This window comes from Micromonospora sp. NPDC049139 (genome assembly GCF_055586845.1).
Genome location: NZ_JBVJHK010000010.1, coordinates 204,562 through 226,568 on the forward strand (window position 1 = coordinate 204,562; position 22,007 = coordinate 226,568).

Consider the following 22,007-nt stretch of genomic DNA (forward strand, 5'->3'; position numbering starts at 1 on the left):
GGGCCCCCTGTTATCGCTTTCTGTATAGGAAGGGCCCCTTCCTTACCTCTCGGCGGCGGAGCGGACCAGGGGGAGGGTGCGGTAAGGGATCTGCTCGGCCAGCGCGATGATCGTCGAGGCGCGGCGGATGCCCTCGTACGAGACGATCTGGTCGATCACCCGCTGGAGGTCGGTGTTCGAGCGGGCCACGATCCGGCAGAGCAGGTCGCTGGAGCCGGTGATGGTGTGCGCCTCCAGCACCTCCGGGATCGCGGCCAGGTGCGCGGCCACCAGGTCGTGCCCATGCCGCTGGCTGATCTCCAGCGTGACGAAGCTGGTCACCCCGAACCCGATCGCCGCCGGGGAGATCTCCGGACCGAACCCGCCGACGACCCCCCGCTCGACCAGCTTGTCGAGCCGGGCCTGCACGGTGCCCCGGGCGACCCCGAGGCGCCGGGAGCACTCCAGGACCCCGATCCGCGGCTCCTCGGCGAGCAGTTCGATCAGCCGCGCGTCGAGGGCGTCGAGCTGTACAGACTGACCAGCGTTCATGACTGAACACCCTACTTAATGCGCAAGCTGACCAGCTTCCTGGCCGACAGTTGCCCAGTGCGCCGGGTCACCGCGATCCTCGCCACAGAAGCAGCAGAACCACCCGCACCGACCACGGCGGCGGCCACGAGGCCGACCGGTACTTGAGGGAGACCGCGATGACCCAGGCGATCGACCGACCCCACGGGACCGACGACGTCGACATCGACGTGCTCGTCGGCGCCGTCGACCACGACATCAGCCGCGACCCGTTCCCCGTCAAGGGCCTCGACCACGTGCACTTCCTGGTGGGCAACGCCAAGCAGGCGGCGCACTACTACTCCACCGCGTTCGGAATGACGTGCGTGGCGTACCGGGGGCCGGAGCAGGGCTACCGCGACCACGCCCAGTACGTGTTGACCAGCGGCTCGGCCCGGTTCGTGCTGACCGGCGCGGTCCGCCCGGACGCGCCCGGCGCCGAGCACGTGACCAAGCACAGCGACGGCGTCTCCGACATCGCGCTGGAGGTCCCGGACGTCGACGCCGCGTACGCGCACGCCACCGCGCAGGGCGCGACCGGCCTCGTCGAGCCGCACGACGTCAGCGACGAGCACGGCACCGTCCGGCTGGCCGCCATCGCCGCGTACGGCGACACCCGGCACACGCTGGTCGACCGGTCCCGCTACACCGGCCCGTTCCTGCCCGGCTTCGTGGCCCGCAAGCCGATCGTGGACCGGCAGCCGATGATCGACGCCGGCGTCCAGCCGAAGCGCTTCTTCCAGGCCGTCGACCACGTGGTCGGCAACGTCGAGCTCGGCCGGATGGACGAGTGGGTCGAGTTCTACAAGCGCGTCATGGGCTTCTCGAACATGGCCGAGTTCGTCGGCGACGACATCGCCACCGACTACTCGGCGCTGATGAGCAAGGTCGTCGCCAGCGGCACCCGCAAGGTGAAGTTCCCGCTCAACGAGCCGGCGATCGCCCGCAAGAAGTCGCAGATCGACGAGTACCTGGAGTTCTACCAGGGCCCGGGCGCCCAGCACATCGCCGTGGCCACCAACGACATCCTGGCCAGCGTCGACGCGATGCGCGCCGCCGGCGTCGAGTTCCTGGACACCCCGGACTCGTACTACGACGACCCGGAGCTGCGCGCCCGGATCGGCCAGGTGCGGGTGCCGATCGAGGAGCTGAAGGCCCGCAAGATCCTGGTGGACCGGGACGAGGACGGCTACCTGTTGCAGATCTTCACCAAGCCGGTGCAGGACCGCCCGACCGTCTTCTTCGAGCTGATCGAGCGGCACGGCTCGCTCGGCTTCGGCAAGGGCAACTTCAAGGCGCTCTTCGAGGCCATCGAGCGCGAGCAGGAGAAGCGCGGCAACCTGTAACACTGTCGAGCGTGACGCAGCCTCCGTCGTACCCGACGCCGCCGGCCGGTGGGCCCACGCCCGCCGCCGGCGGCTTCGCGCCGCCCTCCGGCCCGACCAGCCAGGGGTACGCGGTGCCGCCGCAGTACGCCCCACCCGGACACGTCCCGCCGCCGGGCTGGGTTCCGCCGCCCCCGGGCTGGGGCGGGCCGCCCCGCCCGACCCCGACGCTCGCGCCCGGCGGTCAGCCGCTCGCCAGCTTCGCCGACCGGCTGCTCGCCGCGCTGATCGACGTCGGGCTGAGCACGCTGGTGGCGATGGTCCTCTTCCTGCCGGCGTTCCTGCTGCTCTGGTGGAACATGATGACCGAGCTGACCCGGACCAACCCGGACGGCACCCTCGTCGAGCCGGACCCCGGGTCCTTCATGACCGACTTCATGCTGCCGATACTCCTGCTCGAACTGGGCCTGTTCGTGCTGATGCTCGGGCTCTACTGGCTCTACCACGTGGAGTACATGAAGCGCACGGGGCAGACCTTCGGCAAGCGGGTGATGAAGCTGCGGGTCGTGCCGCTCGACCCGGCCGCCACGCTGGACCGGCGGATGGCCGGCAAGCGGTACGCCGTGCAGCACGTCGCCGCGATGTTCCTCCCCGGCCTCAGCTACCTCGACGGGCTCTGGCAACTGTGGGACAAGCCCTGGCAGCAGTGCCTCCACGACAAGTTCGCCGGCACCGTCGTCGTTAAGGTGTCTGCGTGAGCGAGCGCAGCGAGGCCAGGCCGTGAGCGTCGAACCGGGCTGGTACGTCGACCCGGCCGATCCGGACACCCGACGCTGGTGGGACGGCGAGGGCTGGATCGGCGCGCCGATCCCCGTCGACGCCACCCCGCCCGAGGGACCACCGCCGCCCGAGCCGCCGCCCGCGCCCGCGCCCGCCCCGACGCCGCCCGCGGCACCGGTCTCCGCGCCGGGCGCGCCCGCGGGCCGGCAACCCCACCCCGGGCAGCCGTACCCGTGGCAGCCGCCGGGGGGCCACGGTCATCCGCAGGGGCCGCCGCCCGGCTGGGCGCCGGGGAACTGGCCGGGACGGCCGCCGGAGCCCCGCCCGCACGGGCTCCCGCTGGCCGGCTTCGGCGCCCGGCTGGTCGCCCGGCTGATCGACTTCGCCATCGTGTTCGCCCTGAACGCCGTGGTGAACGGCTGGTTCGTGTGGCGGCTGGTCGAGGAGGTCACCCCGTACTGGCGGGAGGTGTTCCGACGGGCGCTGGCCGGCGACACCTCCACCGAGGGGCTGCCGCAGCCCAGCGAACAGGCCGGCGGCCTCCAGGTCGTCATCCTGCTGATCGCCACCGCGCTCTGGCTCGCGTACGAGGTGCCGACGACGGCCGCCGGCGGGCAGACCTTCGGCAAGCGGGTGGTGGGCATCAAGGTGCTCCCGGTGGCCGCCGACGAGCCGCTCGGCTTCGGCCGGGCGCTGCGCCGGTGGAACACCCTCGGCCTGCCCACCCTGCTGTGGTACTGCTGCGGCCTCGGCCTGCTGCTCCAGGTCGTCGACGCGCTCTCCCCGCTCTTCGACCACCCACTGCGCCAGGCCCTGCACGACAAGCGGGCGCAGACCGTGGTGGTCCAACTCCCCCGCACCCGCCGGACCACCCCGGACCGCACCGACCCCTCGGGAGACACCCCATGACCGACACCGGACGCCACCAGCCGGCGCTGCGGCTGACCCGCGCCGACCTGGACGCGCTGCCCAACTACGTGCCCGGCCGCAGCCCGGCCGACCTGGCCCGCGAGCTCGGGCTCCCCGAGGCGATCAAGCTGGCCAGCAACGAGGTCCCGTACGGGCCGCTGCCCGGCGTGGTGGAGGCCGTCGCCGAAGCCGTCGCCGGGGTGCACCGCTACCCGGACATGGGCGTGGTCGCGCTGCGCGAGGCGCTGGCCGAGCGGTACGGCGTGGACGCCGACCGGATCGCCACCGGCTGCGGCTCGGTGGCGCTGGCCGAGCACCTCGTCCGGGCCACCTGCCTGCCCGGGGACGAGTTGCTCTACTCGTGGCGCTCCTTCGAGGCGTACCCGATCATCGCGGCGACCAGCGGCGCGACCAGCGTGCGGGTGCCCAACGACGCCGGGCACGGGCACGACCTGGCCGCGATGGCGGCGGCGGTAACCGACCGCACCCGGATGATCCTGGTCTGCAACCCGAACAACCCCACCGGCACCTCGGTACGCCGGGCCGAGCTGGACCGGTTCCTCGACGCGGTCGGCGAGGACGTGCTCGTGGTCATCGACGAGGCGTACCGGGAGTTCGTCACCGACCCCGATGTGCCGGACGGGCTCACCTACCTCGACCGGCCGAACGTGGTCGTGCTGCGGACGCTCTCCAAGGCCTGGGGCCTGGCCGGCCTGCGGATCGGCTTCCTGGTCGCCCAGCCGGCGGTGGCGGCGGCCGTGCGCAAGGTCGTCACGCCGTTCTCCACCAGCATGGCCGCGCAGGCGGGCGCGCTCGCCGCGCTCGGCCAGGCCGACGAGGTTCAGCGGCGGTGCGGCCTCGTCGTGGCGGAGCGCGACCGGGTGACCGAGGCGCTGCGCAAGCTCGTCTCGGACGTGCCGGACAGCCAGGCGAACTTCGTCTGGCTGCCGCTGGGCGACCGGGCGGTGGACTTCGGCAAGGCGTGCGAGGCCCGGGGCGTGATCGTCCGGCCGTTCCCCGGCGACGGGGTCCGGGTCACCATCGGCACCCCGGCCGAGAACGACGCCTTCCTCGCCGCCGCCGAGGCGGCGCTGTCCTGAGCCGGGTCGCCCCGATCCGGCCGGCTGCGGGACGCCCGTCGGCCGGCCGGGTCGGGCGCCCGGCGGTGACCGGGCCGGTCCGCCATCCCCCCGCGGACCGGCCCGGACGTCTCAGGCGGCCGGGCACTGGCGGCCGGAGACCAGGGACCGTCGGGCAGGCGGCGGTCCAGGACGACCCGGACGATGGCCGTCCGGCCGGACGGCGCGGCGTCGGCGGGCGAGGCGGTGACCAGGATCAGGATCGCGCCCAACAGGGCAGCCAGGAGACGCACAAGTGGGACTATAGGTAACTTATGTCCGTTTTGTCGAGTAGCGGAGCGGGTGGCGTCTTCACGTCGCGGCGAGGATCACCGGTTCCGAGGTGAGGTAGTAGCGCTGATCGTCCCCCGTCGGGTCGACCGGCTCGCGGAGCCGCTCCACGGCCACGAAGCCGTCCGCCGCGTACGCCGCGCCGGGCACCCAGCCGGTCCCGTCCGAGCCCGCGTTCAACGCGAACCAGGACCGCTGCGCCCCCGTCACCGGGTCCAGCGTCACCAGGTCGTTCGTCTCGGTCAGCAGGTGCACCCGGCCGGGCTGGACGGCGATCAGCCGCGCCGCCGGCAGGTCGGGACGGCGCCACAGCTCCGCGCCGGTACGGGCCGAACGGGCGACCGGCACCCCGTCGACCACCGCCACCGCCGTCCCGTCGACGAGTTCGGCGTCCGGCCGGTCCAGGGCGGGGACGGGGACCGGCTCCCCGTCGCCGACCAGCCACCCCCGGCCCGCGTCCTCCCCCGGCGCGGCGGTCCGCAGGGCGGTGCACCCGACCCGGCCGGTCCCGCAGCCCATCGGCGTCGCCACCAGCTCGTCGCCGGCCCCGGGCGGCCGCCAACGGACGCCGACCACGCCGGTCGCGACGTCGCGGAACTCCACCACGGCCGGACCCGCGCACGCGTCCACGGTGATCAGCTGCCCCGACGCCGTCGTGCCGACCGCCTCCCGGCAGCCGGGGTCCGCGTCGGCCCGCCAGAGCTCACGGCCGTCGGCCAGGTCGATGCCGCGGGCACCCACGCCCGTCGCCACCACCACCTGCCGGCCGTCGGCGGCCCGGGCGACGAAGACACCTCGGGGATCCCAGACCGTGGCCGCGCCGGTGCGCCGCACCGTCCGCTCCCCGACCGGCGCCGGCCCCGCCGCCTCCCAGGCCACCCGGCCGGTACGCGCGTCCAACGCCACGAGCCGCCCGTCCGACCAACGGCTGACCACCGTCGTCCCGCTCGCGACCACCCCGTCCAGTTCCGCCGGCCAACGCCGGTACGACCAGTACGGGCTGGTCCGGTGCCGGCCGCCGACCGGCCGGTCGGCGTAGATCTGGCGGTGGGCGGCGTAGACCCGCAGCCGGCCGTCCACGATCAGCGGGGCGACCGGGAGCCGGCCGACCACGCCGACGGCCGCGGCGGCGGCCGGCGGGTACGCGCCCCGGGCGGGCGTGCTGACCTCGGCGGGGGCGAGCACCCGGTGGACCGTCGCCGCGACGGCGGCGGTGGCGAGCAGCGCCGCGACCGCCACCACGATCCGTCGCCGGCCCTTCGGGAACCCCATGCGCACCTCCGCCCGGCACCCTACCCAGCGGGGCCGGTCAGGGCCCTGTCAGGTCGCCGCGCGCCCTCAGGCCGCCTCGGCGGTGCCGGTGGCCGCCGCCGCGGCCAGGTCGGCGAGGTCCTGCCGCAGGGCGCGCTCGACCGCCCGGGCGGCCAGCCCGCCGAGCAGCAGCGCGACCACCCGGCCGTACGGGGCGGTCGGCACCGCCTCCTGCTCGACGGTGACGGCGGTGCAGCCGCGGCGACGCCGCTCGACCGGGCGCAGCGTCCAGGTGATCCGGTAGTCCACCCCGGCGCCCCGCGAGCCGAGCACCAACCGCCGGGGCGGCTCGGCCTCGATGACGACGAACTCCTCGACCAGCGCCGTGCCGTCGGGCTGGGAACGGGTCTCCCGCCAGGCGGTGCCCGGGCCGAACGCGCCGGGGGTGAGCACCTCCACCGGGCCGGTGAAGCGCCGGGTGCGGGTGGTCAGGTCGGTCAGCAGCCGCCAGAGGTCGGCGTCGTGCGCCTCCACGAACTCCGTGACCGCCACCGTCGACATGCCACCTCCCGTGGCGTCGACGGTACGCCGGGTGAGCGCGGAACGGGGCCCCCGGGAGCGGAATTCCACCGTCGGAGGCCCCGAAACCGGGCCGGGGCCCGGTCAGCGGCCGAACTGGCCGGCCCGGATCGCGCCCACGAAGGCCGCCCACCCCGGCGGGCTGACCGCCAGCGTGGGGCCGGACTGGTCCTTGGAGTCGCGTACGCCCACCACACCGAGGACGTCGACCAGGTTGTCCGCCACCTCCACGCAGAGGCCCTGGTCGTTCGAGCGGCTGCTGGTACGCCAGACCGCGCCCGGGAGATCGTTCATCGTCGTCACCTTTCCTGTCGTCGGGACGCCCGCCGGCGGCCGGGACCGGGACCGGAGAGGGGGCGCCCGGCTCGGCCCGGCCCGGCATGGCGACGGAATCCGCGACGATCAACGGGGAAACGACGGACCCCGGTCGCACCATCTGTGCGACCGGGGTCCGTCGTGCGCGGAGGTGGGCGGGGACGGGCTGGCGCAGGTGGCCGCCGGCCGTTCGCGCGCCCGTCGGCGGGCAGGTCAGCGCGCGGCGGTGACCGTCCCGGTCACCTCGCCCAGGGCGATGGTGGTGCCGTCCGGGCCGGGCGCGGTGGCCGTGATGCTCACCGTGTCGCCGTCCTCCAGGAACGTGCGGGTCTCGCCCCCGGCGAACTTCACCGGCTCGGCCCCACCCCACGTCAGCTCCAGGAACGAGCCGACCTGCCCCCGCTCCGGCCCGGAGACGGTGCCCGAGGCGTAGAGGTCGCCGGTGCGCAGCGAGGCGCCGTTGACGGTCAGGTGGGCCAACTGTTGCGCCGGCGTCCAGTACATGGTGGCGAACGGCGGCTCGCTGACGCGCTCACCGTTCCACTCCACCGCAAGGCGCAGGTCCAGCCCGAGGTGCGGCACGTCGCGCAGGTAGTCGGCGACCGGCGGGTCCTGGTCGGGCGCGGGGACGAAGGCGTCGCCGAGCGCGTCCAGCGGGGTCACCCAGGCGGACACCGAGGTGGCGAAGGACTTGCCCAGGAACGGGCCGAGCGGCTGGTACTCCCAGGCCTGGATGTCCCGGGCCGACCAGTCGTTGACCAGCACCACGCCGAAGACGTGGTCGGCGAAGCCGTCGGCGGGGACCCGCGTGCCCAGCCGGCTGGGCACGCCGACCACGAAGCCGACCTCGGCCTCGATGTCGAGGCGTACGGACGGGCCGGTGACCGGGCCCTGCGCGGTGGCCCGCTGCCCGCTGGGCCGCACGACCGGGGTGCCGGAGACGACCACCGTGCCGGCCCGGCCGTGGTAGCCGATCGGCAGGTGCTTCCAGTTCGGCAGCAGGGGCGGCTGACCGGGGCGGAAGATCTGCCCCACGTTGCCCGCGTGGTGCTCGGAGGAGTAGAAGTCGACGTAGTCGGCCACCTCGAACGGCAGCACCATCCGCACCTCGTCCAGCGGCACCAGCAGCGGCTCCACCGCCGGCCGGTGGGCGGCGTCGGTGAGCAGCTCGGTCACCCGCTGCCGGACGGCCGTCCACTGTGGGCGACCGAGGGCCATGAAGTCGTTGAGGGCGGGCCGGCCCAGCGTGCCGGCCGCCAGCACCAGGCCGGCCGCCTCGGCGCCGGCCAGGTCGAGCACGAAGTCGGCGATCCGTACGCCGACGCGTGGCTCGCGCTCCCCCTGGCGGAACACCCCGTACGGCAGGTTGGCCACCCCGTACGGCGATCCGTCGGCACCCGTCACCCAGCTCATGCCGGCCCTCCGCTGCGCCGAACGGTCCGAGCCCCGGCCGCGTCGGTGGATGCCGCAGCATCGACACGGCCTCGGCCGGGGGTCGGACCGTGAGCAGTGCCGCCCTGAGGCGTCACCGGCCTGCAAAGATGATTCGCTCGCTGACGCTCGCTCATGCGTCGAAGCCCCCGTTCACCAGCCCCAGCCGGATCAGATCGGTCAGTGGTTCCAGGATGCTGCACGAGCCGAAGCCGACCCACAGCGGGCGCGCGACGGCCAGCGCGTCCTCGACGCGCTGCACCAGCGGGCGCGGGTCGGTCGCGGTGAGCAGCTCGGCGACCCGCTCCACCCCGGCGCCCTCGGCGGCGGCCAGCGTCGCGGCCAGCACGTTGGCGAAGCCGTGGTGGGTGAAGCCGGTCTCCGGGTCGAGGTGCCGGACCGCCTCGTGCAGCCCGGCGGTCAGCTTGAACGGCAGGCCCCGGTCCCGGCAGGCGCAGATCACCGCGGCCAGCTCGGCCGGGGTCGGGAAGAGCTCGGCGGCCAGCCCACCGGTGCGGAACTTCGCCGCGACCGGCAGCCCCTCGGCGCGGGCCGCGGCGAGCGCGTCCAGCGCCCCCATCAGCCCGAACGTCAACGGCACCTCGGCGTAGACGGCGGGACCGTCGGCCCGCCTCGCCCGCCGGGCCAGCCCGACCAGCTCGGTCAGGCCCGGCAGCGGGTCCTCGCCGCGCTTCGCGACCGCCGCCTCGACCTGCCGGACGCGGATGCGCGGGTCGACCCCGGCCCGCGCCTCGTCGAGCCGGGCGACCGGCACGTCGCCGATGACGCCGACCTCGATCTCCTTCCCCGGGTCGAGCAGCCCGGCCAGCTCGGGCAGCCGCGAGGCGGGGACCAGGAGCGGGCCGACCAGGTCGGCGTACCAGGAGGCGCGGTGCCGCCGGTGCGCGGCGACGGCGTCGGGCAGCGGCGCGCTGCCGGGCGGGAAGACGGCGGCGTCGTCGACGAGGCCGTCGAGAAGCGCGGGCACCTGCGTTGACACGAGACAAGAATGTACGGGACGCTACGAGGAACGGACAACAGCGTCCGATTATCGGACGCCGTTGGATCGGTGAACGGGACGAACCGGGAGGCGAGATGCCGTACTACCGCAGCGTCGGCGAGGTGCCACGCAAGCGCCACACCCAGTTCCGTCAGCCCGACGGCAGCCTCTACGCCGAGGAACTGATGGGCCAGGAGGGCTTCTCCTCCGACTCGTCCCTGCTCTACCACCGGCACGCGCCGACCGCGATCGTGGCGGCCGAGGAGTTCGCCCCGCCGGCGTTCACCCGGGCGCCCAACCTGCCGCTCAAGCCCCGCCACCTGCGCACCCACAAGCTCGACGGGGCCGGCGCAGACCCGGTGCTCGGCCGGCAGTACCTGCTCGCCAACGACGACGTGCGGATCGCGTACGTGCTGGCGGACCGCCCGTCGCCACTGTTCCGGGACGCGACCGGCGACCACTGCCTGTACGTCGAGTCGGGCACCCTACGGGTCGAGTCGACGTTCGGCGTGCTCGACGCGGTGGCCGGCGACTACGTGATCATCCCCACCTCGACCATCCACCGGCTGGTGCCCACCGGCGACGAGCCGGTCCGGCTGCTCGCCGTCGAGGCGGCCGGCCACATCGGCCCGCCCAAGCGCTACCTCTCCGTCCGGGGCCAGTTCCTGGAGCACTCGCCGTACTGCGAGCGGGACGTGCGCGGGCCGGACGCGCCGCTGCTGGTGGACGAGACCGACGTGGAGGTGCTGGTCCGGCACCGCCGCGGCTGGACCCGCCACGTCTACGCCCACCACCCGTTCGACGTGGTCGGCTGGGACGGCCACATGTACCCGTGGGCCTTCTCCATCCACGACTTCGAGCCGATCACCGGCCGGATCCACCAGCCGCCGCCCGTGCACCAGACGTTCCAGGGCCCGAACTTCGTGATCTGCTCGTTCGTGCCGCGCAAGGTGGACTACCACCCGGACGCCATCCCGGTGCCGTACAACCACCACAACGTCGACTCCGACGAGATGCTCTTCTACACCGGCGGCAACTACGAGGCCCGGCGCGGCTCCGGCATCGAGCAGGGCTCGATCTCGCTGCACCCCTCCGGCTTCACCCACGGCCCCCAGCCGGGCGCCGCCGAGCGCTCGATCGGCGCCGACTTCTTCGACGAGCTGGCCGTCATGGTCGACACCTTCCGCCCGCTCGACCTCTGCGACGCCGCCCGGTCCTGCGAGGACGACGGCTACGCCTGGACCTGGGCGCGTCGCCCCTAGACGGTCGTACGCGACAGGACGGCGAGCTCGGCGGCGGTGGCCGTGGCGATGGCGAGGACCAGCGGCCACGGGGTGCCGACCAGGGCGTAGAGCAGGATCAGCGCGGGCGCGGCGGCCGCCGCGTAGACGGCCAGGGCCAGCGTGCGGTCGGAGCGCAGCAGGCCGGGCAGGATGGTCCGGGTCAGGCCGGGCAGCCTGGCGGCGAAGCGCCAGACCACGAGGGCCCCGCCGAGCGCCGCGAACGCCGCCGCGAACCGGGACAGCCCGGCGCTGCCCGGCGCCATGCACGCGATCAGCACGGCGGTGACCATGGTCCAGCCCGCGCCGTAGACCACGAGCTGACGCAGGCCGGTCGAGATGGTGCGGCCGGAGTCGACCCGGCCGGGGCTCATCGCGGCGGCCTCGGCGAGGTGTTCCAGCGCCTCGCTCCAGCGCCGCTGCTCCAGCCGGAGCACCCCGATGTCGTGCCGGGCCTCCGCGAGCTGCGGGTCCAGCCGCAGCGCCTCGCGGTAGGCCCGCTCGGCCAGGTCGAACAGCTGCATGTTGGCCGCCACCAGCCCGAGCACCAGATGTGCCTGCGGGTTCTCGGGGGCCAGCTCCACCCCGCGCCAGGCCGCGTTCAGCGCCGGCTGCCCGTTGCGCGAGCCGGCCAGGATCGCCGCGGCGCTGCGCTGGGCGTACGCGTCGTCGGGACCCAGCGCCAGGATCCGGTCGGCGGTACGGGCCGACTCCGCGTACTCCTCCAGGTCGCCGAGGGCCAGTCCCCGGGCGACCAGCGCCGGGACGCTGTCCGGGGCGGCGGCGACCGCGGCGTCGGCGGCGGTCAGCGCCTCCTTGGGCCGGTCGGCCGCGAGGTGGACCCGGGACAGCATGGTCAGGGCCTCGGCGTTCGCCGGGTCCAGGGCGACCGCGTAGGAGACCTCGGCGGCGGCCTCGTCGTAGCGGCCCAGTTCGGCGAGGAGATGGGCGCGCTGGAGGTAGCCGTCGGCGGCGGACCGGTCGGAGGTGGCGTCGCTGGACATCGCGGCGAGCCTAGGCGGCCGGAGCGTCGTACACCAGGGCCACCGCGATGCCGGTGAGGCCCTCGCCGCGCCCGGGGAAGCCGAGGCCGTCGGTGGTGGCCGCGGAGACGGTGACCGGCGCGCCGACCGCCTCGGAGAGCACCCGCTGGGCCTCCTCGCGGCGCGGACCGATCTTGGGCCGGTTGCCGATCACCTGCACCGACACGTTGCCGATCGCGAAGCCGGCGGCCCGTACCCGGCGGGCGCTCTCGGCCAGCAGCGCGACGCCCGACGCGCCGGCCCACTCGGGCTGTCCCACCCCGAAGTTGGCGCCCAGGTCTCCGAGGCCGGCCGCGGAGAGCAGCGCGTTGCAGGCGGCGTGCGCGGCCACGTCCGCGTCCGAGTGCCCGGCCAGGCCGTCCTCGTCGGGCCAGAGCAGACCGGCCACCCAGCACGGCCGGCCCGCCTCGAAGGCGTGCACGTCGGTGCCGATGGCCACCCGGGGAACGATCATGCGACGAGGGTACGCGTCAGCCGCCGGCGGCCAGCAGGTGCTCGGCCAGCGCCAGGTCGAACGGGCGGGTGACCTTCAGCGCGTACTCCGAGCCGGGGACGCAGAGCACCGGGACGCCCTGCTTCTCGACCAGGCCGGCGTCGTCGGTGAGCGGGTCGCCGGCGGCGGCGTGCGCGGCGGCCAGCACCGCCCGGCGGAAGCCCTGCGGGGTCTGCACCGCCCGCAGGGCGGAACGGTCGACGGTGCCGAGGACGACCTCGCCGGCGCCGACCTCCTTGATCGTGTCGACCACGGGGAGCACCGGGATCACCGCGTCGTGCCCGGCGCGGACGGCCGCCGCGACGGACTCCACCAGGTCGGGCGGGGTCAGCGCCCGGGCGGCGTCGTGCACGAGGACGATCTCCGGGCCGGCCGGCACGGCGGCGAGGGCGGCGGCCACGGAGGCCTGCCGCTCGGCGCCGCCGGGCACCACGGTCACCGGGGCGACCGGGCCGAGCAGGTCGCGGACGGCCGTCACCTCGGCGGCCGGAGCGGCCACGACGATGGAGTGCACCGAGGGCGCGGCGGCGAGCCGGCGGACGGCGTGCACCAGCAGCGGTTCCCCCGCCAGCAAACGCAGGGCTTTGGGCCGGCCCGGCCCCAGGCGTACGCCGGCACCGGCCGCAGGCACGAGGACCGCGACGTCACCGCACGGATTGAGCTGCGCGGTCACGTCGCGGTCCTCGGTGGTTTCTTCGCTACGAATCGGGTACGACGATGCTGCGGGGACTAGGCCTCGGTGAGCACCTTGTCGAGCAGCGTCTCCGCCTCGTCCTTGGTGCTCTTCTCGGCCAGCGCGACCTCGCCGACGAGAATGTCGCGGGCCTTGGCGAGCATGCGCTTCTCGCCCGCGGAAAGGCCCCGCTCCCGCTCCCGGCGCCACAGGTCGCGGACGACCTCGGCGACCTTCAACGGGTTGCCCGAGGCCAGCTTCTCCAGATTCGCCTTGTAACGCCGCGACCAGTTGGTCGGCTCCTCGGTGTGCGGTGCACGGAGCACGTCGAAGACCTTGCCGAGGCCCTCTTCGCCGACCACCTCGCGCACACCCACGATCTCGGCGTTCTCGGCGGGCACCCGGACCGTCAGGTCACCCTGCGCGACCCTCAGGACGAGGTATTGCTTAGGCTCGCCCTTGATGACCCGAGTCTCGATTGCCTCGATGAGTGCGGCCCCGTGGTGGGGGTAAACAACGGTCTCGCCGACACTGAAAACCATAGGTTCGAAACCCCTTTCGCTGTGTCTAGGGTAACACGCTCAGGCACCGATGTCTCACCGCTGTCCTGACCGTTGGCGCAGCTCAGGGGCCCTGTGAGAGGTATTTCTTCGGCTTGACAGACCATCAAACCGATGATTCAAACACGCTCCGTAACCTGTGGATGACGGGCCGGTACGAGTGACGCGAACGTCGAGATCAAGGGCTATGCGCTCCTCCCATGGTATCCCGCCGCCCGCGTACGCGCCCAGGTGTAGCGGTACGAGAGCCCGTGCGGGACGCTGGAGGTCGAGCCGCTGTCCGCTCACCGAGACGTCCTGGGGGTCCGATGGGCAAGCCCGACGCAGACGGCCCCGAACTACCCGACCTGCCGCCGGAGTGGGGCCGGGTGGTCGTGCCGGACGACGCCTCCGCCCTGGCGGCCGAGGCCGAACAGGTCCGCCGCGAGCTGCGCGCGCGGGCCGGTCACGGCGGCCCCCGCCGGGTCGCCCGGTCCCCGCTCACCCGGCCCCTGCTGGTCCTGCTGGTGGCGGTGCTGGCCACGGTCGCCGGCCTGATGACGGTCACCTGGCCCCGCTCCGGCCGGACCGCCCCGGGGCCCACCCCCGCGCCGTACGCCCCGCCGGCCGGGATGACCGGACGGCCGCTGCCGGCGCTGGACCTGGTCGACGCGGGGCAGTCGCCGGTGCCGCTGCGCGGGCTGCTGCCCGCGATGATCATCCTGGTCGACGGGTGCACCTGCCCGGACGACGTGGCCACCGCCGCCGCCCTGGCGCCCGCCGGGGTCACGGTCGTCACCGTCGCCGGGGACCGGCCCGTACGCGTCTCGCCGCCGCCCGCCGGGGCGACCGTACGACCGCTGGCCGACCCGGCGGGCGGGCTGCGCGCGTTCCTGCACCTGCCGCCCCGCCCCGGCGTCGCCACCGCGCTGCTGGTCGACCGGGCCGGGATGCTGGTCACGGTGGTGCCCGAGGTGCGCTCCGCCGAGGACTACCGCGCCGACCTGGCCGGCCTCGCCGCCTGACCCGGCGCCCGACGTCTCCCCGGCGGCCCGGCGGCCCCGGGGCACCGGGGCACCGGCGGTCAGGGCAGGCCGACCAGCTGCGCGTCCACGCGGAGCGGTTCGGCGTCGGCGGTCGACAGCGAGACCCGGAACGGCCCGCCCGCGGCGGTCAGCTCGATCGACACCACCGACCCGTCGCACCCGACCATCGGGACGGGGACGGCGGCCCTGACCCGCTCGAGCACGACCAGCAGCTCACCCGGCCCCGTGCAGCGGTACTCGAGCAGGAAGCGGGTGGCGGCCTCACCGGCGGCCTGCTTGACCACCCGACCGTTCTCCCGGCCGAGCGTCGCCCGCTCCCGCCAGATCGTGTTCGGAAGGCGGCCGAGCCGAGGCGCCTCGGGATCGACCCGGACGCCGGCCCGCCCGCCGGAGTCGACCCGGAACGCGGCGCCGGTGAGCGGGTCGACCCGGAACGCGGCACCAGTACGCGGCTCGACCCGGAACGCGGCACCGGTGCGCGGATCGACCTGGACGGTGGCTCCGCCGTCGCGGTCGCCGGGCAGGGCCCAGACGGAGACGCCCCCCTCACCGTCGACGGTCACCATCGAGGAGACGATGGCGTCACCGTTGCCGGGCACGTACCGGCTCTGCGCGGACGGGGCCGGCGCGCCGGCCGCCGGGCCGGTGACCGGCGCGCTGGTCTGCCACCACCAGCCCCCGGCGACCAGAGCCGTCAGGGCCGACCCGGCCAGCACCGCCGCGCGCAGCCGGTCGCCGGCCGCCGCGGGTTCCCGGACCGCCCCGGCGCGCGGGCCATCCGCCTCTGTCCACGGCCGGTCTGCCGCCTCCGCGTCCATTACCAGAGGGTAACCTCGGCGCGCCCGCGGCGTCGCTGTCAGTCCTGCCGTTCGAGAAGCGCGGCGTAGAGGGTCAGGCCCGGCCCGAACGCCAGCATCACCACCCGCCGCGGCGGCGACGCGGCCCGGCGCAGCCGGTCGAGGATCAGCAGCACCGTCGGCGACGAGCAGTTGCCGTGCTCGGCCAGCGTCGCCCGGGACGCCGCCAGCCCCTCCGGCGGCAGGGCCAGCTCCCGCTCGACGACGTTGAGGATGCGCGGGCCGCCCGGGTGCACCGCCCAGCCGTCCACCCCGGACAGCGTCGCGCCGTGCCGGGCCAGCAGGTCGTCGACCAGGCCCCGGACGTGCCGGGAGAGCACCTGCGGCACCTTCGGCGACAGCCCCATCCGGAAGCCGGTGTCGGTGACGTCCCAGGTCATGTGGTCGGCGGTGGAGGTGTCCGTGACCGAGGTGACCTCGCGCAGGGCGTACCCCCGGCCCCCGGGGACGACCACGGTGGCGACCGCGGCGTCCGAGAAGAGCGCGTGGGAGACGATCTGCTGGGTGTCCACCCGGGCGCTGGACGGCTGGATGTGCAGGCTGGTCAGCTCCGCGCAGAGCAGCAACGCCGGCCGGCCGCGGGCGGTCACGAAGTCGCTCGCCGCGCCCAGCCCGGGCAGGGCCGCGTAGCAGCCCATGTGGCCGACGAACATGCGCTGCGTGTCCGGGGCCATGCCCAGGTCACGGGCGAGCAGGATGTCGAGCCCCGGGGTGGCGTACCCGGTGCACGAACAGACCACGAAGAGCCCGACGTCCCCCGCGGCCAGGCCGGCGGCCGTCAGCGCCCGGCCCACCGCCTCCTTGCCCAACGGCAGCGCCTCGACCTGGTAGCGGCGCATCCGCCGCTCCGTCGGCCAGTCGGAGACGTCCTCCAGCAGCGGGTTGACCGCAGCCTGGCGGCGGGTGACCCCCGAGTGGGCGAAGATCCGCTGCGCCAGCGCCCGCGTGCTGCCGGCGAAGTGCTTCGAGAAGAAGCCGTCCCACAACTCGTCCTGCGCCGCCGACGGAGGGTGTGCCGTCCCCAGCCCCGCGATCACCGGTACGGCCACGATGCCCACCTCTCGTCCGGCCCTGCGCAGCGGGCGGCCCGCCCCGCCGCCGTCCCCCGTGCCGGGGGCCGCTCCGTCCGCCGCCCCGACGGACCTCCCACGCTCACCAACGAGGGACCGATCCGTCGCGGTCCGGGTCGCCGCCCAACGCGGCGATGCCCAGCCAGTCGGCGCAGACGTCCGAGGTGGCCGGGTGCAGCGAGCCGCAGCGGGCATCCCGGTAGAGCCGCTCCAGCGGATGCCCCCGCCGGGTGGCGGAGGTGCCGGCCGCCTCCAGCACGGACGCCGCCACGTCGGCGGCGGTCGTGCCGGCGAGCAGCTTGGCCCGCCACACCCAGCGGTTGGTCTCCGCGTCCCCCGGCGCCTCGTCCACCCGCCGGGCGGCCTCGGCGACCACCAGGTGGGCGGCCGCCACGGCGGCGTCGGCCCGGCCGAGGCGGGACCGGACGGCCGGCAGGCCGGCGAGGTTGCGGGCGTTCAGGTGCTCGGCCGCCGCGTCGACCGCCGCCCGGGCCACCCCGACGTAGACGGCGGCGTAGCTGGCCACCAGCCAGTGCGGCATGAGCTGGGCGACCACCAGGGCCAGGCCCTCCACGCCGCCGAGCAGCCGGTCGGCCGGCACGGTCACGTCCAGGTGCAGGTCGTGCGAGGAGGTCGCCCGCATGCCGAGCGAGTCCCACGTGGGCTCGACGGTCAGCCCGTCCCCGGCCGGCACCAGGAACTGGGAGACCACCGACTGGTCGACGGCGCTGCGGGCGGCCACCAGGTAGCCGTCGGCGTGCCCCGCCCCGGAGCAGAACGTCTTGCTGCCCTTGAGGTGGTATCCGCCGTCGACTGGCTCGTAGACGGTGCTGAGCTGGGACAGCCGCGCGCCGGCGCCGCGCTCGCTCATCGCCACCGCGTACCAGGAGCCCTGGGCGGCGGCGGTGAGGAGCCGGTCCCGGGCGGCCAGCGCCCCGTCCGGCACGCCGAGCGCCTCGGCCAGTTCCTCGGTCACCGCGCCGAGGGCACCGGTGACCGAGGCGTGCATGTTGAACACCAGGGCCGTCGCCCCGTTGCCCCGGGCCAGCTCGGTGGCGACCGCCGCGTACTCCGCAAAGGTGGCGCCCGCTCCGCCCAGCTCGGTGGGGACCATCAGGCCGAACAGCCCGGCCTCGCGCAGATCCCGGAAGTCCTCGACCGGGAACGAGCCGTCGCGGTCGTGCTCGGCCGCCCGGGCGGCCAGCCTCGGTGCCAGGCGGCGAGCCGCCTCCAGCGCGTGCAGCGTCATACAGCCCCCTCCTCGGCCCTGTCCTACCCAGGGACCCGTTCCGCTATCCGCTCCGCCTGCCCCGCCCCTGGTAGAGCACGGCGGTCGACCAGGTCGGCACGATCCGGGGCGCCGCGCCGGCCACCGTCGGCCGCGGACGACCGACCACAGTGCCGCCCGGGTGGACGGCGGCGGGCGCGGCGGGCCGGTCGGCGGCGGTCGCGCCCGGACGGTCGGCGTCGGCACGGTGGGCACGACCGGCGGCCCGGACCCGGCGGGCCAGCCAGCCGAGCAGCCCGGGCACGCCCGGCCGGATCCCCCGCAGTCGTAGCCGGACGCCGTGCCGGGCGCACTCGGCGACGAGCGCCCGGGCGTCCACGAACAACCGTGGGTCGTGGATGCCCCTCGGCACGGTCGGCATCCGCTCGGCGATCCGGACGGCCAGCAGCCGGCTCAGCGCCGTGTCGTTCAGCGTGTCCAGCACGAGCAGGCCACCAGGGCGGAGCAGCCGGCACGCCTCGGCCACCGCCCGCCGCCAGTCCGGCACGTGCTCCAGGATCTCGCCCGCGGCGACCACGTCGGCGCAGCCGTCGGCCAGCGGGACGGCGGTGACGTCGCCGTTGACGGCGGTCACCCCGTGCGCGGCTGCCTGTGCCAGGGCCGACCGGGTGAGGTCGACGCCGACGTGCCGGTAGCCCTTGCCGGCCAGGTGCGGGGCGAGCAGCCCGGCGCCGCAGCCGAGGTCGACCAGGAGGGCGCCGGGACGGGACGCCGGCGGCACGAGTGCGGCACGCGCCTCGGCCAACCAGTGCAGCATCGCGAACGCGCCGTCCGGACGCCACCACTCGCCGGCCAGGTCGTCGTACTGGCGCGGATCGTTGCGCGGCAAGGTGCGGCCCGCGTCTCGCATGGACCGAGCGTGGCACGACTGCCCGGTAACGACCAGACTTTCCTCATGTCGTCAACGGTGCTAGGGCTGGTCAGGGCGAGCCACCCGGAGCCGGCCGCCGCGGTCACCACCGTGGCCGGGCTGCTCGCCTGGGGCGCCGGGCACCGGCCGGCCGGCGTCCTGGCCGTGGCGCTGACCGTGGCGGCCAGCCAGCTCGCCGTCGGCTGGGCCAACGACGCGCTCGACGCGGACCGGGACGCCACGGTGGGGCGTACCGACAAACCGGTCGCCACCGGCGCGGTGGGCCGGCGCACCACGGCCGTGGCCGCGGCGGTGGCCGCGCTCGCCACCCCGGCGCTGGCGCTGGCCACGGGCCCGGCCGCCGCGCTCTGCGTCACCGTCGCGCTGGTCTCCGCGCTGCTCTACGACTGGCCGCTGAAGTCGACCCCGGTGTCGGTGCTGCCCTACGCGGTGTCGTTCGGGTCGCTGCCCGCCTTCGTCGTGCTGGCGCTGCCCGGGGCGCCGGCCCCGCCGGTCTGGCTGGTCGCCGCCGCAGCCTGCCTGGGCGCCGGGGCGCACTTCGCCAACGTCCTGCCCGACCTGGCCGACGACGCCCGGACGGGGGTCCGCGGGCTGCCGCACCGGCTCGGCCCGACCGGCAGCCGCGCCGCCGCCGCCGGCCTGCTGCTCGCGGCGACCGCCACCCTGGTCCTCGGGCCACCAGGGCGGCCGTCGGGCGTCGGCGTGGCCGCGGTCGCCGCCGCCGTCGTGGTGCCGCCCCTGAGCTGGTACGGCGGGCGCGGCGCCGCCCGGGCCGGAGGTCGGCCCGTGGCCGCGTTCCGGGCCGTCATGTTGATCGCCCTCATCGACGTCGTCCTGCTGGTCACGAACGGGCGGCTGGTCTGAGGTCCGCCCCGGGGAGTGGCATTCCCGGGTCGGCGTGCGGGGGCGGATCAGGCCCAACTACCCTGGAGCGCGGTCTGCGCGGGCATGGCCACCGTGCCCGGCGTGAGCACCGGGTGGGATCGTGACGAGGAGGACCGACGTGACGCGCTCGATCAGGGGTTCCCGGCGGGCGGCCCTGCTGCTGTCCGGGCTGGCCGCGGCGACCGGGCTGCTGCTGTCCGGCTGCGGCGCCGGCCAGATCGCCGAGACCGCCAACAAGGAGCCGTCGGTCCAGGGCGTCAACCTTTCCGCCCGCAACGGCGACTACGCGGTCCGTGGCCTGCTGGTCGAGTTCCCGGGCGTCGAGGGCTACAAGGCGGGCGCCAACGCCGTCCTCAACGCCGTGATCTACAACGACTCGAAGGAACCGGTCACCGTGACCGTGACCACCGACAGCGCCCGCGAGGTCGTGATCACCGGTAAGGGGGCCGCGGCCAGCCCGTCGGCGTCGCCGTCCGAGTCCCCGTCGCCCACCCCGTCGGAGTCGGTGTCGGCCAGCCCGGGCGCCTCGGAGAGCCCGTCGGAGTCGGTCAGCCCCGGCGCCCCGGAGAGCCCGTCGGCCCCGGCGAGCCCGGCCTCGCCCGCCGGCCAGCCAGCCCGGATCGAGATCCCGCCGCTGAGCTACGTGCAGCTCAACACCGAGGCCGACCGCGTCCTCCAGCTCATCGGCCTGAACGAGGCGCTGCGCTCCGGGCAGAACGTCATCCTGACCTTCGACTTCGGCAACGGCAACACGGTCACCGGCCCGGCGCCGGTCGCCGTGCCGCTCACCCCGGCCGCGCCCCCGTCGCAGATCGTCGAGCGCCTGGGCGGCTACGACGAGAACGAGGGCGGCGGCCACTGACCCTCCGCCCGCTGTTTCCGACGACACCGTCGGCGTGGTGACCACCACGCCGGCGGTGTCTTCGTCGTACGCGGGGACTAACGTCCCCATGTGACCACCTCCCGATCGACGTCCCCGCGCGCCGCCGGCGGGCGCGGCCGGGCGTCCAGCCGCGAGCCCCGACCGGCCTACGAGTGCGACGCCTGCGGGCACCAGCCGCCCAAGTGGGTCGGGCGCTGCCCCGAGTGCGGCGAGTGGGGCTCGGTGGTCGAATGCACCGTCACCGGCCCGACCGTCTCCGGCAAGGTGGTCAGCTCGCGGATGCCGGCCGAGCCGGCCCGGCCGATCGCCACCATCAGCGCCGCCCCGGCGCGGGCCCGGCCCACCGGGGTCAGCGAGCTCGACCGGGTGCTCGGCGGCGGCCTGGTCCCCGGCGCGGTGGTGCTGCTCGCCGGCGAGCCGGGCGTCGGCAAGTCCACCCTGCTGCTCGACGTGGCCCAGCAGTGGGCCGCCGGGGCCGGCAGCCCGTCGCTGGTGGTCAGCGGCGAGGAGTCGGTCAGCCAGGTCCGGCTGCGCGCCGAGCGGATGGGCACCCTGCACGACCAGCTCTACCTCGCCGCCGAGAGCGACCTCGCCGCGGTGCTCGGCCACCTCGACGCGGTCAAGCCGGGCCTGCTGGTGCTCGACTCGGTGCAGACCATCTCCACCACCGGCGCCGAGGGCGTGTCGGGCGGGGTGACCCAGGTGCGGGCGGTCACCGCCGCGCTGGTCGCGGTCGCCAAGGAGCGCGGCATCGCCACCGTGCTGGTCGGCCACGTCACCAAGGACGGCCAGGTCGCCGGCCCCCGGGTGCTGGAGCACCTGGTCGACGTGGTGCTGCACTTCGAGGGCGACAAGCACTCCTCGCTGCGCATGGTGCGCGGCGTGAAGAACCGCTTCGGCGCCGCCGACGAGGTGGGCTGCTTCGAGATGCACGAGGGCGGCATCAGCAGCCTGGCCGACCCGTCCGGGCTGTTCCTGACCCGCTACGCGGAGCCGGTCCCGGGCACCTGCGTCACGGTGGCGATGGAGGGCCGCCGGGCGCTGGTAACCGAGGTGCAGGCCCTGATCGGCGCGACGGTGGCCGGGTCGCCCCGGCGCACCGTCTCCGGGCTCGACTCGGCCCGGCTCGCGATGGTGCTGGCCGTGCTTCAGCGCCGCACCGAGCGGCTGACCCTGCACGACCGGGAGGTCTTCGCGGCCACCGTCGGCGGCATCCGGGTGGTGGAGCCGGCGGCCGACCTGGCGGTCGCCCTGGCCGTCGCCTCGGGCGGGCTCAACCTCGCCATCGCGCCCCACCTGGTGGCGATCGGCGAGGTCGGGCTCACCGGCGAGGTGCGCCGGGTCGGCGCGGTGCCGCGCCGGCTGGCCGAGGCGGCGCGGCTCGGGTTCCGGCTCGCGCTGGTGCCGACCGGGTGCGGGCCCGAGAGCACCGGCGTGACCCCCGGGGGGATGCGCGTGATCGAGGTCACCGACGTACGCTCGGCGCTCCAGGCCGTCGCCCGCGCGTCGGCGGAGTGAGCGGCGATGGCCG

23 protein-coding genes are annotated in these 22,007 nt (G+C 75.2%); 9 read left to right on the forward strand and 14 right to left on the reverse strand.

The window, feature by feature from the left end; genetic code table 11:
* Positions 1–42: 42 nt before the first annotated feature.
* The gene (locus ACZ6Q9_RS19195; protein WP_396829130.1) at positions 43–531 is read right to left on the reverse strand and encodes an Lrp/AsnC family transcriptional regulator; all 489 of its coding nucleotides are present in this window, start codon (positions 529–531) and stop codon (positions 43–45) included.
* Between the two features lie 158 nt (positions 532–689).
* Here ACZ6Q9_RS19195 and hppD point away from each other — a divergent pair, with 158 nt between their 5' ends.
* From hppD to hisC, 4 genes are read left to right on the forward strand one after another with little or no spacing between them, the layout of a single operon-like run.
* Positions 690–1,895, forward strand: a complete 1,206-nt coding sequence (hppD, locus tag ACZ6Q9_RS19200) for a 4-hydroxyphenylpyruvate dioxygenase (protein WP_393264515.1) — start codon at positions 690–692, stop codon at positions 1,893–1,895.
* Positions 1,896–1,906: 11 nt separating this feature from the next.
* Positions 1,907–2,632: an RDD family protein gene (locus tag ACZ6Q9_RS19205; protein WP_393264514.1), complete on the forward strand. Its 726-nt coding sequence runs from the start codon at positions 1,907–1,909 to the stop codon at positions 2,630–2,632.
* A 22-nt stretch (positions 2,633–2,654) separates the two neighbouring features.
* A complete protein-coding gene (locus ACZ6Q9_RS19210; RefSeq protein WP_396829131.1) occupies positions 2,655–3,563 on the forward strand; it encodes an RDD family protein in 909 nt (302 codons plus the stop codon).
* Positions 3,560–4,663, forward strand: a complete 1,104-nt coding sequence (hisC, locus tag ACZ6Q9_RS19215; RefSeq protein ID WP_396829132.1) for a histidinol-phosphate transaminase — start codon at positions 3,560–3,562, stop codon at positions 4,661–4,663. The genes ACZ6Q9_RS19210 and hisC overlap by 4 nt, the downstream gene beginning before the upstream one ends.
* Positions 4,664–4,993: 330 nt before the next feature.
* Here hisC and ACZ6Q9_RS19220 read toward each other — a convergent pair whose 3' ends face one another.
* The 5 genes from ACZ6Q9_RS19220 to ACZ6Q9_RS19240 all read right to left on the reverse strand — a co-directional run bounded on the left by ACZ6Q9_RS19220 (position 4,994) and on the right by ACZ6Q9_RS19240 (position 9,548).
* A complete protein-coding gene (locus ACZ6Q9_RS19220; protein ID WP_396829133.1) occupies positions 4,994–6,244 on the reverse strand; it encodes an outer membrane protein assembly factor BamB family protein in 1,251 nt (416 codons plus the stop codon).
* A gap of 66 nt (positions 6,245–6,310) precedes the next feature.
* Positions 6,311–6,784, reverse strand: a complete 474-nt coding sequence (locus ACZ6Q9_RS19225) for an SRPBCC family protein (RefSeq protein WP_350706752.1) — start codon at positions 6,782–6,784, stop codon at positions 6,311–6,313.
* A 102-nt stretch (positions 6,785–6,886) separates the two neighbouring features.
* Positions 6,887–7,096: a DUF397 domain-containing protein gene (locus ACZ6Q9_RS19230; RefSeq protein WP_396829134.1), complete on the reverse strand. Its 210-nt coding sequence runs from the start codon at positions 7,094–7,096 to the stop codon at positions 6,887–6,889.
* A 234-nt stretch (positions 7,097–7,330) separates the two neighbouring features.
* Positions 7,331–8,530 (reverse strand): fumarylacetoacetase, encoded by a 1,200-nt coding sequence (gene fahA, locus ACZ6Q9_RS19235; RefSeq protein ID WP_396829135.1) that lies wholly within the window; start codon positions 8,528–8,530, stop codon positions 7,331–7,333.
* A 151-nt stretch (positions 8,531–8,681) separates the two neighbouring features.
* Positions 8,682–9,548, reverse strand: a complete 867-nt coding sequence (locus ACZ6Q9_RS19240) for a hypothetical protein (RefSeq protein ID WP_396829136.1) — start codon at positions 9,546–9,548, stop codon at positions 8,682–8,684.
* Between the two features lie 95 nt (positions 9,549–9,643).
* Between ACZ6Q9_RS19240 and ACZ6Q9_RS19245 the strand changes: the two genes are divergently transcribed.
* A complete protein-coding gene (locus ACZ6Q9_RS19245; protein WP_396829137.1) occupies positions 9,644–10,810 on the forward strand; it encodes a homogentisate 1,2-dioxygenase in 1,167 nt (388 codons plus the stop codon).
* On the opposite strand, the gene ACZ6Q9_RS19250 is transcribed toward ACZ6Q9_RS19245, so the two are convergent.
* The 4 genes from ACZ6Q9_RS19250 to ACZ6Q9_RS19265 are packed head-to-tail and all read right to left on the reverse strand — an operon-like array spanning position 10,807 to position 13,579.
* Entirely contained in the window at positions 10,807–11,832 is a 1,026-nt protein-coding gene (locus ACZ6Q9_RS19250; protein WP_393264499.1) for a tetratricopeptide repeat protein, read from the reverse strand. The genes ACZ6Q9_RS19245 and ACZ6Q9_RS19250 overlap by 4 nt on opposite strands.
* A gap of 10 nt (positions 11,833–11,842) precedes the next feature.
* Positions 11,843–12,325 carry a 2-C-methyl-D-erythritol 2,4-cyclodiphosphate synthase gene (ispF, locus tag ACZ6Q9_RS19255; protein WP_393264496.1) on the reverse strand — a complete coding sequence of 161 codons (483 nt, stop codon included), beginning with the start codon at positions 12,323–12,325 and terminating at the stop codon, positions 11,843–11,845.
* Positions 12,326–12,341: 16 nt separating this feature from the next.
* Positions 12,342–13,037, reverse strand: coding sequence for a 2-C-methyl-D-erythritol 4-phosphate cytidylyltransferase (ispD, locus tag ACZ6Q9_RS19260; protein ID WP_396829138.1), 696 nt, complete (start codon positions 13,035–13,037; stop codon positions 12,342–12,344).
* 56 nt (positions 13,038–13,093) lie between these two features.
* Positions 13,094–13,579 (reverse strand): CarD family transcriptional regulator, encoded by a 486-nt coding sequence (locus tag ACZ6Q9_RS19265; RefSeq protein WP_007073334.1) that lies wholly within the window; start codon positions 13,577–13,579, stop codon positions 13,094–13,096.
* Between the two features lie 326 nt (positions 13,580–13,905).
* On the opposite strand from ACZ6Q9_RS19265, the gene ACZ6Q9_RS19270 reads away from it, so the two are divergent.
* Positions 13,906–14,601, forward strand: coding sequence for a hypothetical protein (locus tag ACZ6Q9_RS19270; RefSeq protein ID WP_396829139.1), 696 nt, complete (start codon positions 13,906–13,908; stop codon positions 14,599–14,601).
* 59 nt (positions 14,602–14,660) lie between these two features.
* Here the strand turns inward: ACZ6Q9_RS19270 and ACZ6Q9_RS19275 are convergent, their stop codons facing one another.
* From ACZ6Q9_RS19275 to ACZ6Q9_RS19290, 4 genes are all read right to left on the reverse strand, one after another.
* Positions 14,661–15,440 carry a hypothetical protein gene (locus ACZ6Q9_RS19275; RefSeq protein WP_396829140.1) on the reverse strand — a complete coding sequence of 260 codons (780 nt, stop codon included), beginning with the start codon at positions 15,438–15,440 and terminating at the stop codon, positions 14,661–14,663.
* 38 nt (positions 15,441–15,478) lie between these two features.
* On the reverse strand, positions 15,479–16,528 hold the full coding sequence (locus ACZ6Q9_RS19280) for a type III polyketide synthase (protein WP_393264488.1): 1,050 nt from the start codon (positions 16,526–16,528) through the stop codon (positions 15,479–15,481).
* 103 nt (positions 16,529–16,631) lie between these two features.
* Positions 16,632–17,798, reverse strand: a complete 1,167-nt coding sequence (locus ACZ6Q9_RS19285) for an acyl-CoA dehydrogenase family protein (RefSeq protein ID WP_396829141.1) — start codon at positions 17,796–17,798, stop codon at positions 16,632–16,634.
* A 43-nt stretch (positions 17,799–17,841) separates the two neighbouring features.
* Positions 17,842–18,687 (reverse strand): methyltransferase domain-containing protein, encoded by an 846-nt coding sequence (locus tag ACZ6Q9_RS19290; RefSeq protein WP_396829142.1) that lies wholly within the window; start codon positions 18,685–18,687, stop codon positions 17,842–17,844.
* Between the two features lie 45 nt (positions 18,688–18,732).
* Here ACZ6Q9_RS19290 and ACZ6Q9_RS19295 point away from each other — a divergent pair, with 45 nt between their 5' ends.
* The 3 genes from ACZ6Q9_RS19295 (at position 18,733) to radA (ending at position 21,994) form a co-directional block, all read left to right on the forward strand.
* Complete coding sequence (locus ACZ6Q9_RS19295; RefSeq protein WP_393457084.1) at positions 18,733–19,572, forward strand: UbiA family prenyltransferase; 840 nt, start codon at positions 18,733–18,735, stop codon at positions 19,570–19,572.
* A 139-nt stretch (positions 19,573–19,711) separates the two neighbouring features.
* Positions 19,712–20,455 carry a hypothetical protein gene (locus tag ACZ6Q9_RS19300; protein WP_393264479.1) on the forward strand — a complete coding sequence of 248 codons (744 nt, stop codon included), beginning with the start codon at positions 19,712–19,714 and terminating at the stop codon, positions 20,453–20,455.
* 90 nt (positions 20,456–20,545) lie between these two features.
* The gene (radA, locus tag ACZ6Q9_RS19305; protein ID WP_350706725.1) at positions 20,546–21,994 is read left to right on the forward strand and encodes a DNA repair protein RadA; all 1,449 of its coding nucleotides are present in this window, start codon (positions 20,546–20,548) and stop codon (positions 21,992–21,994) included.
* The last annotated feature ends 13 nt before the right edge of the window (positions 21,995–22,007 follow it).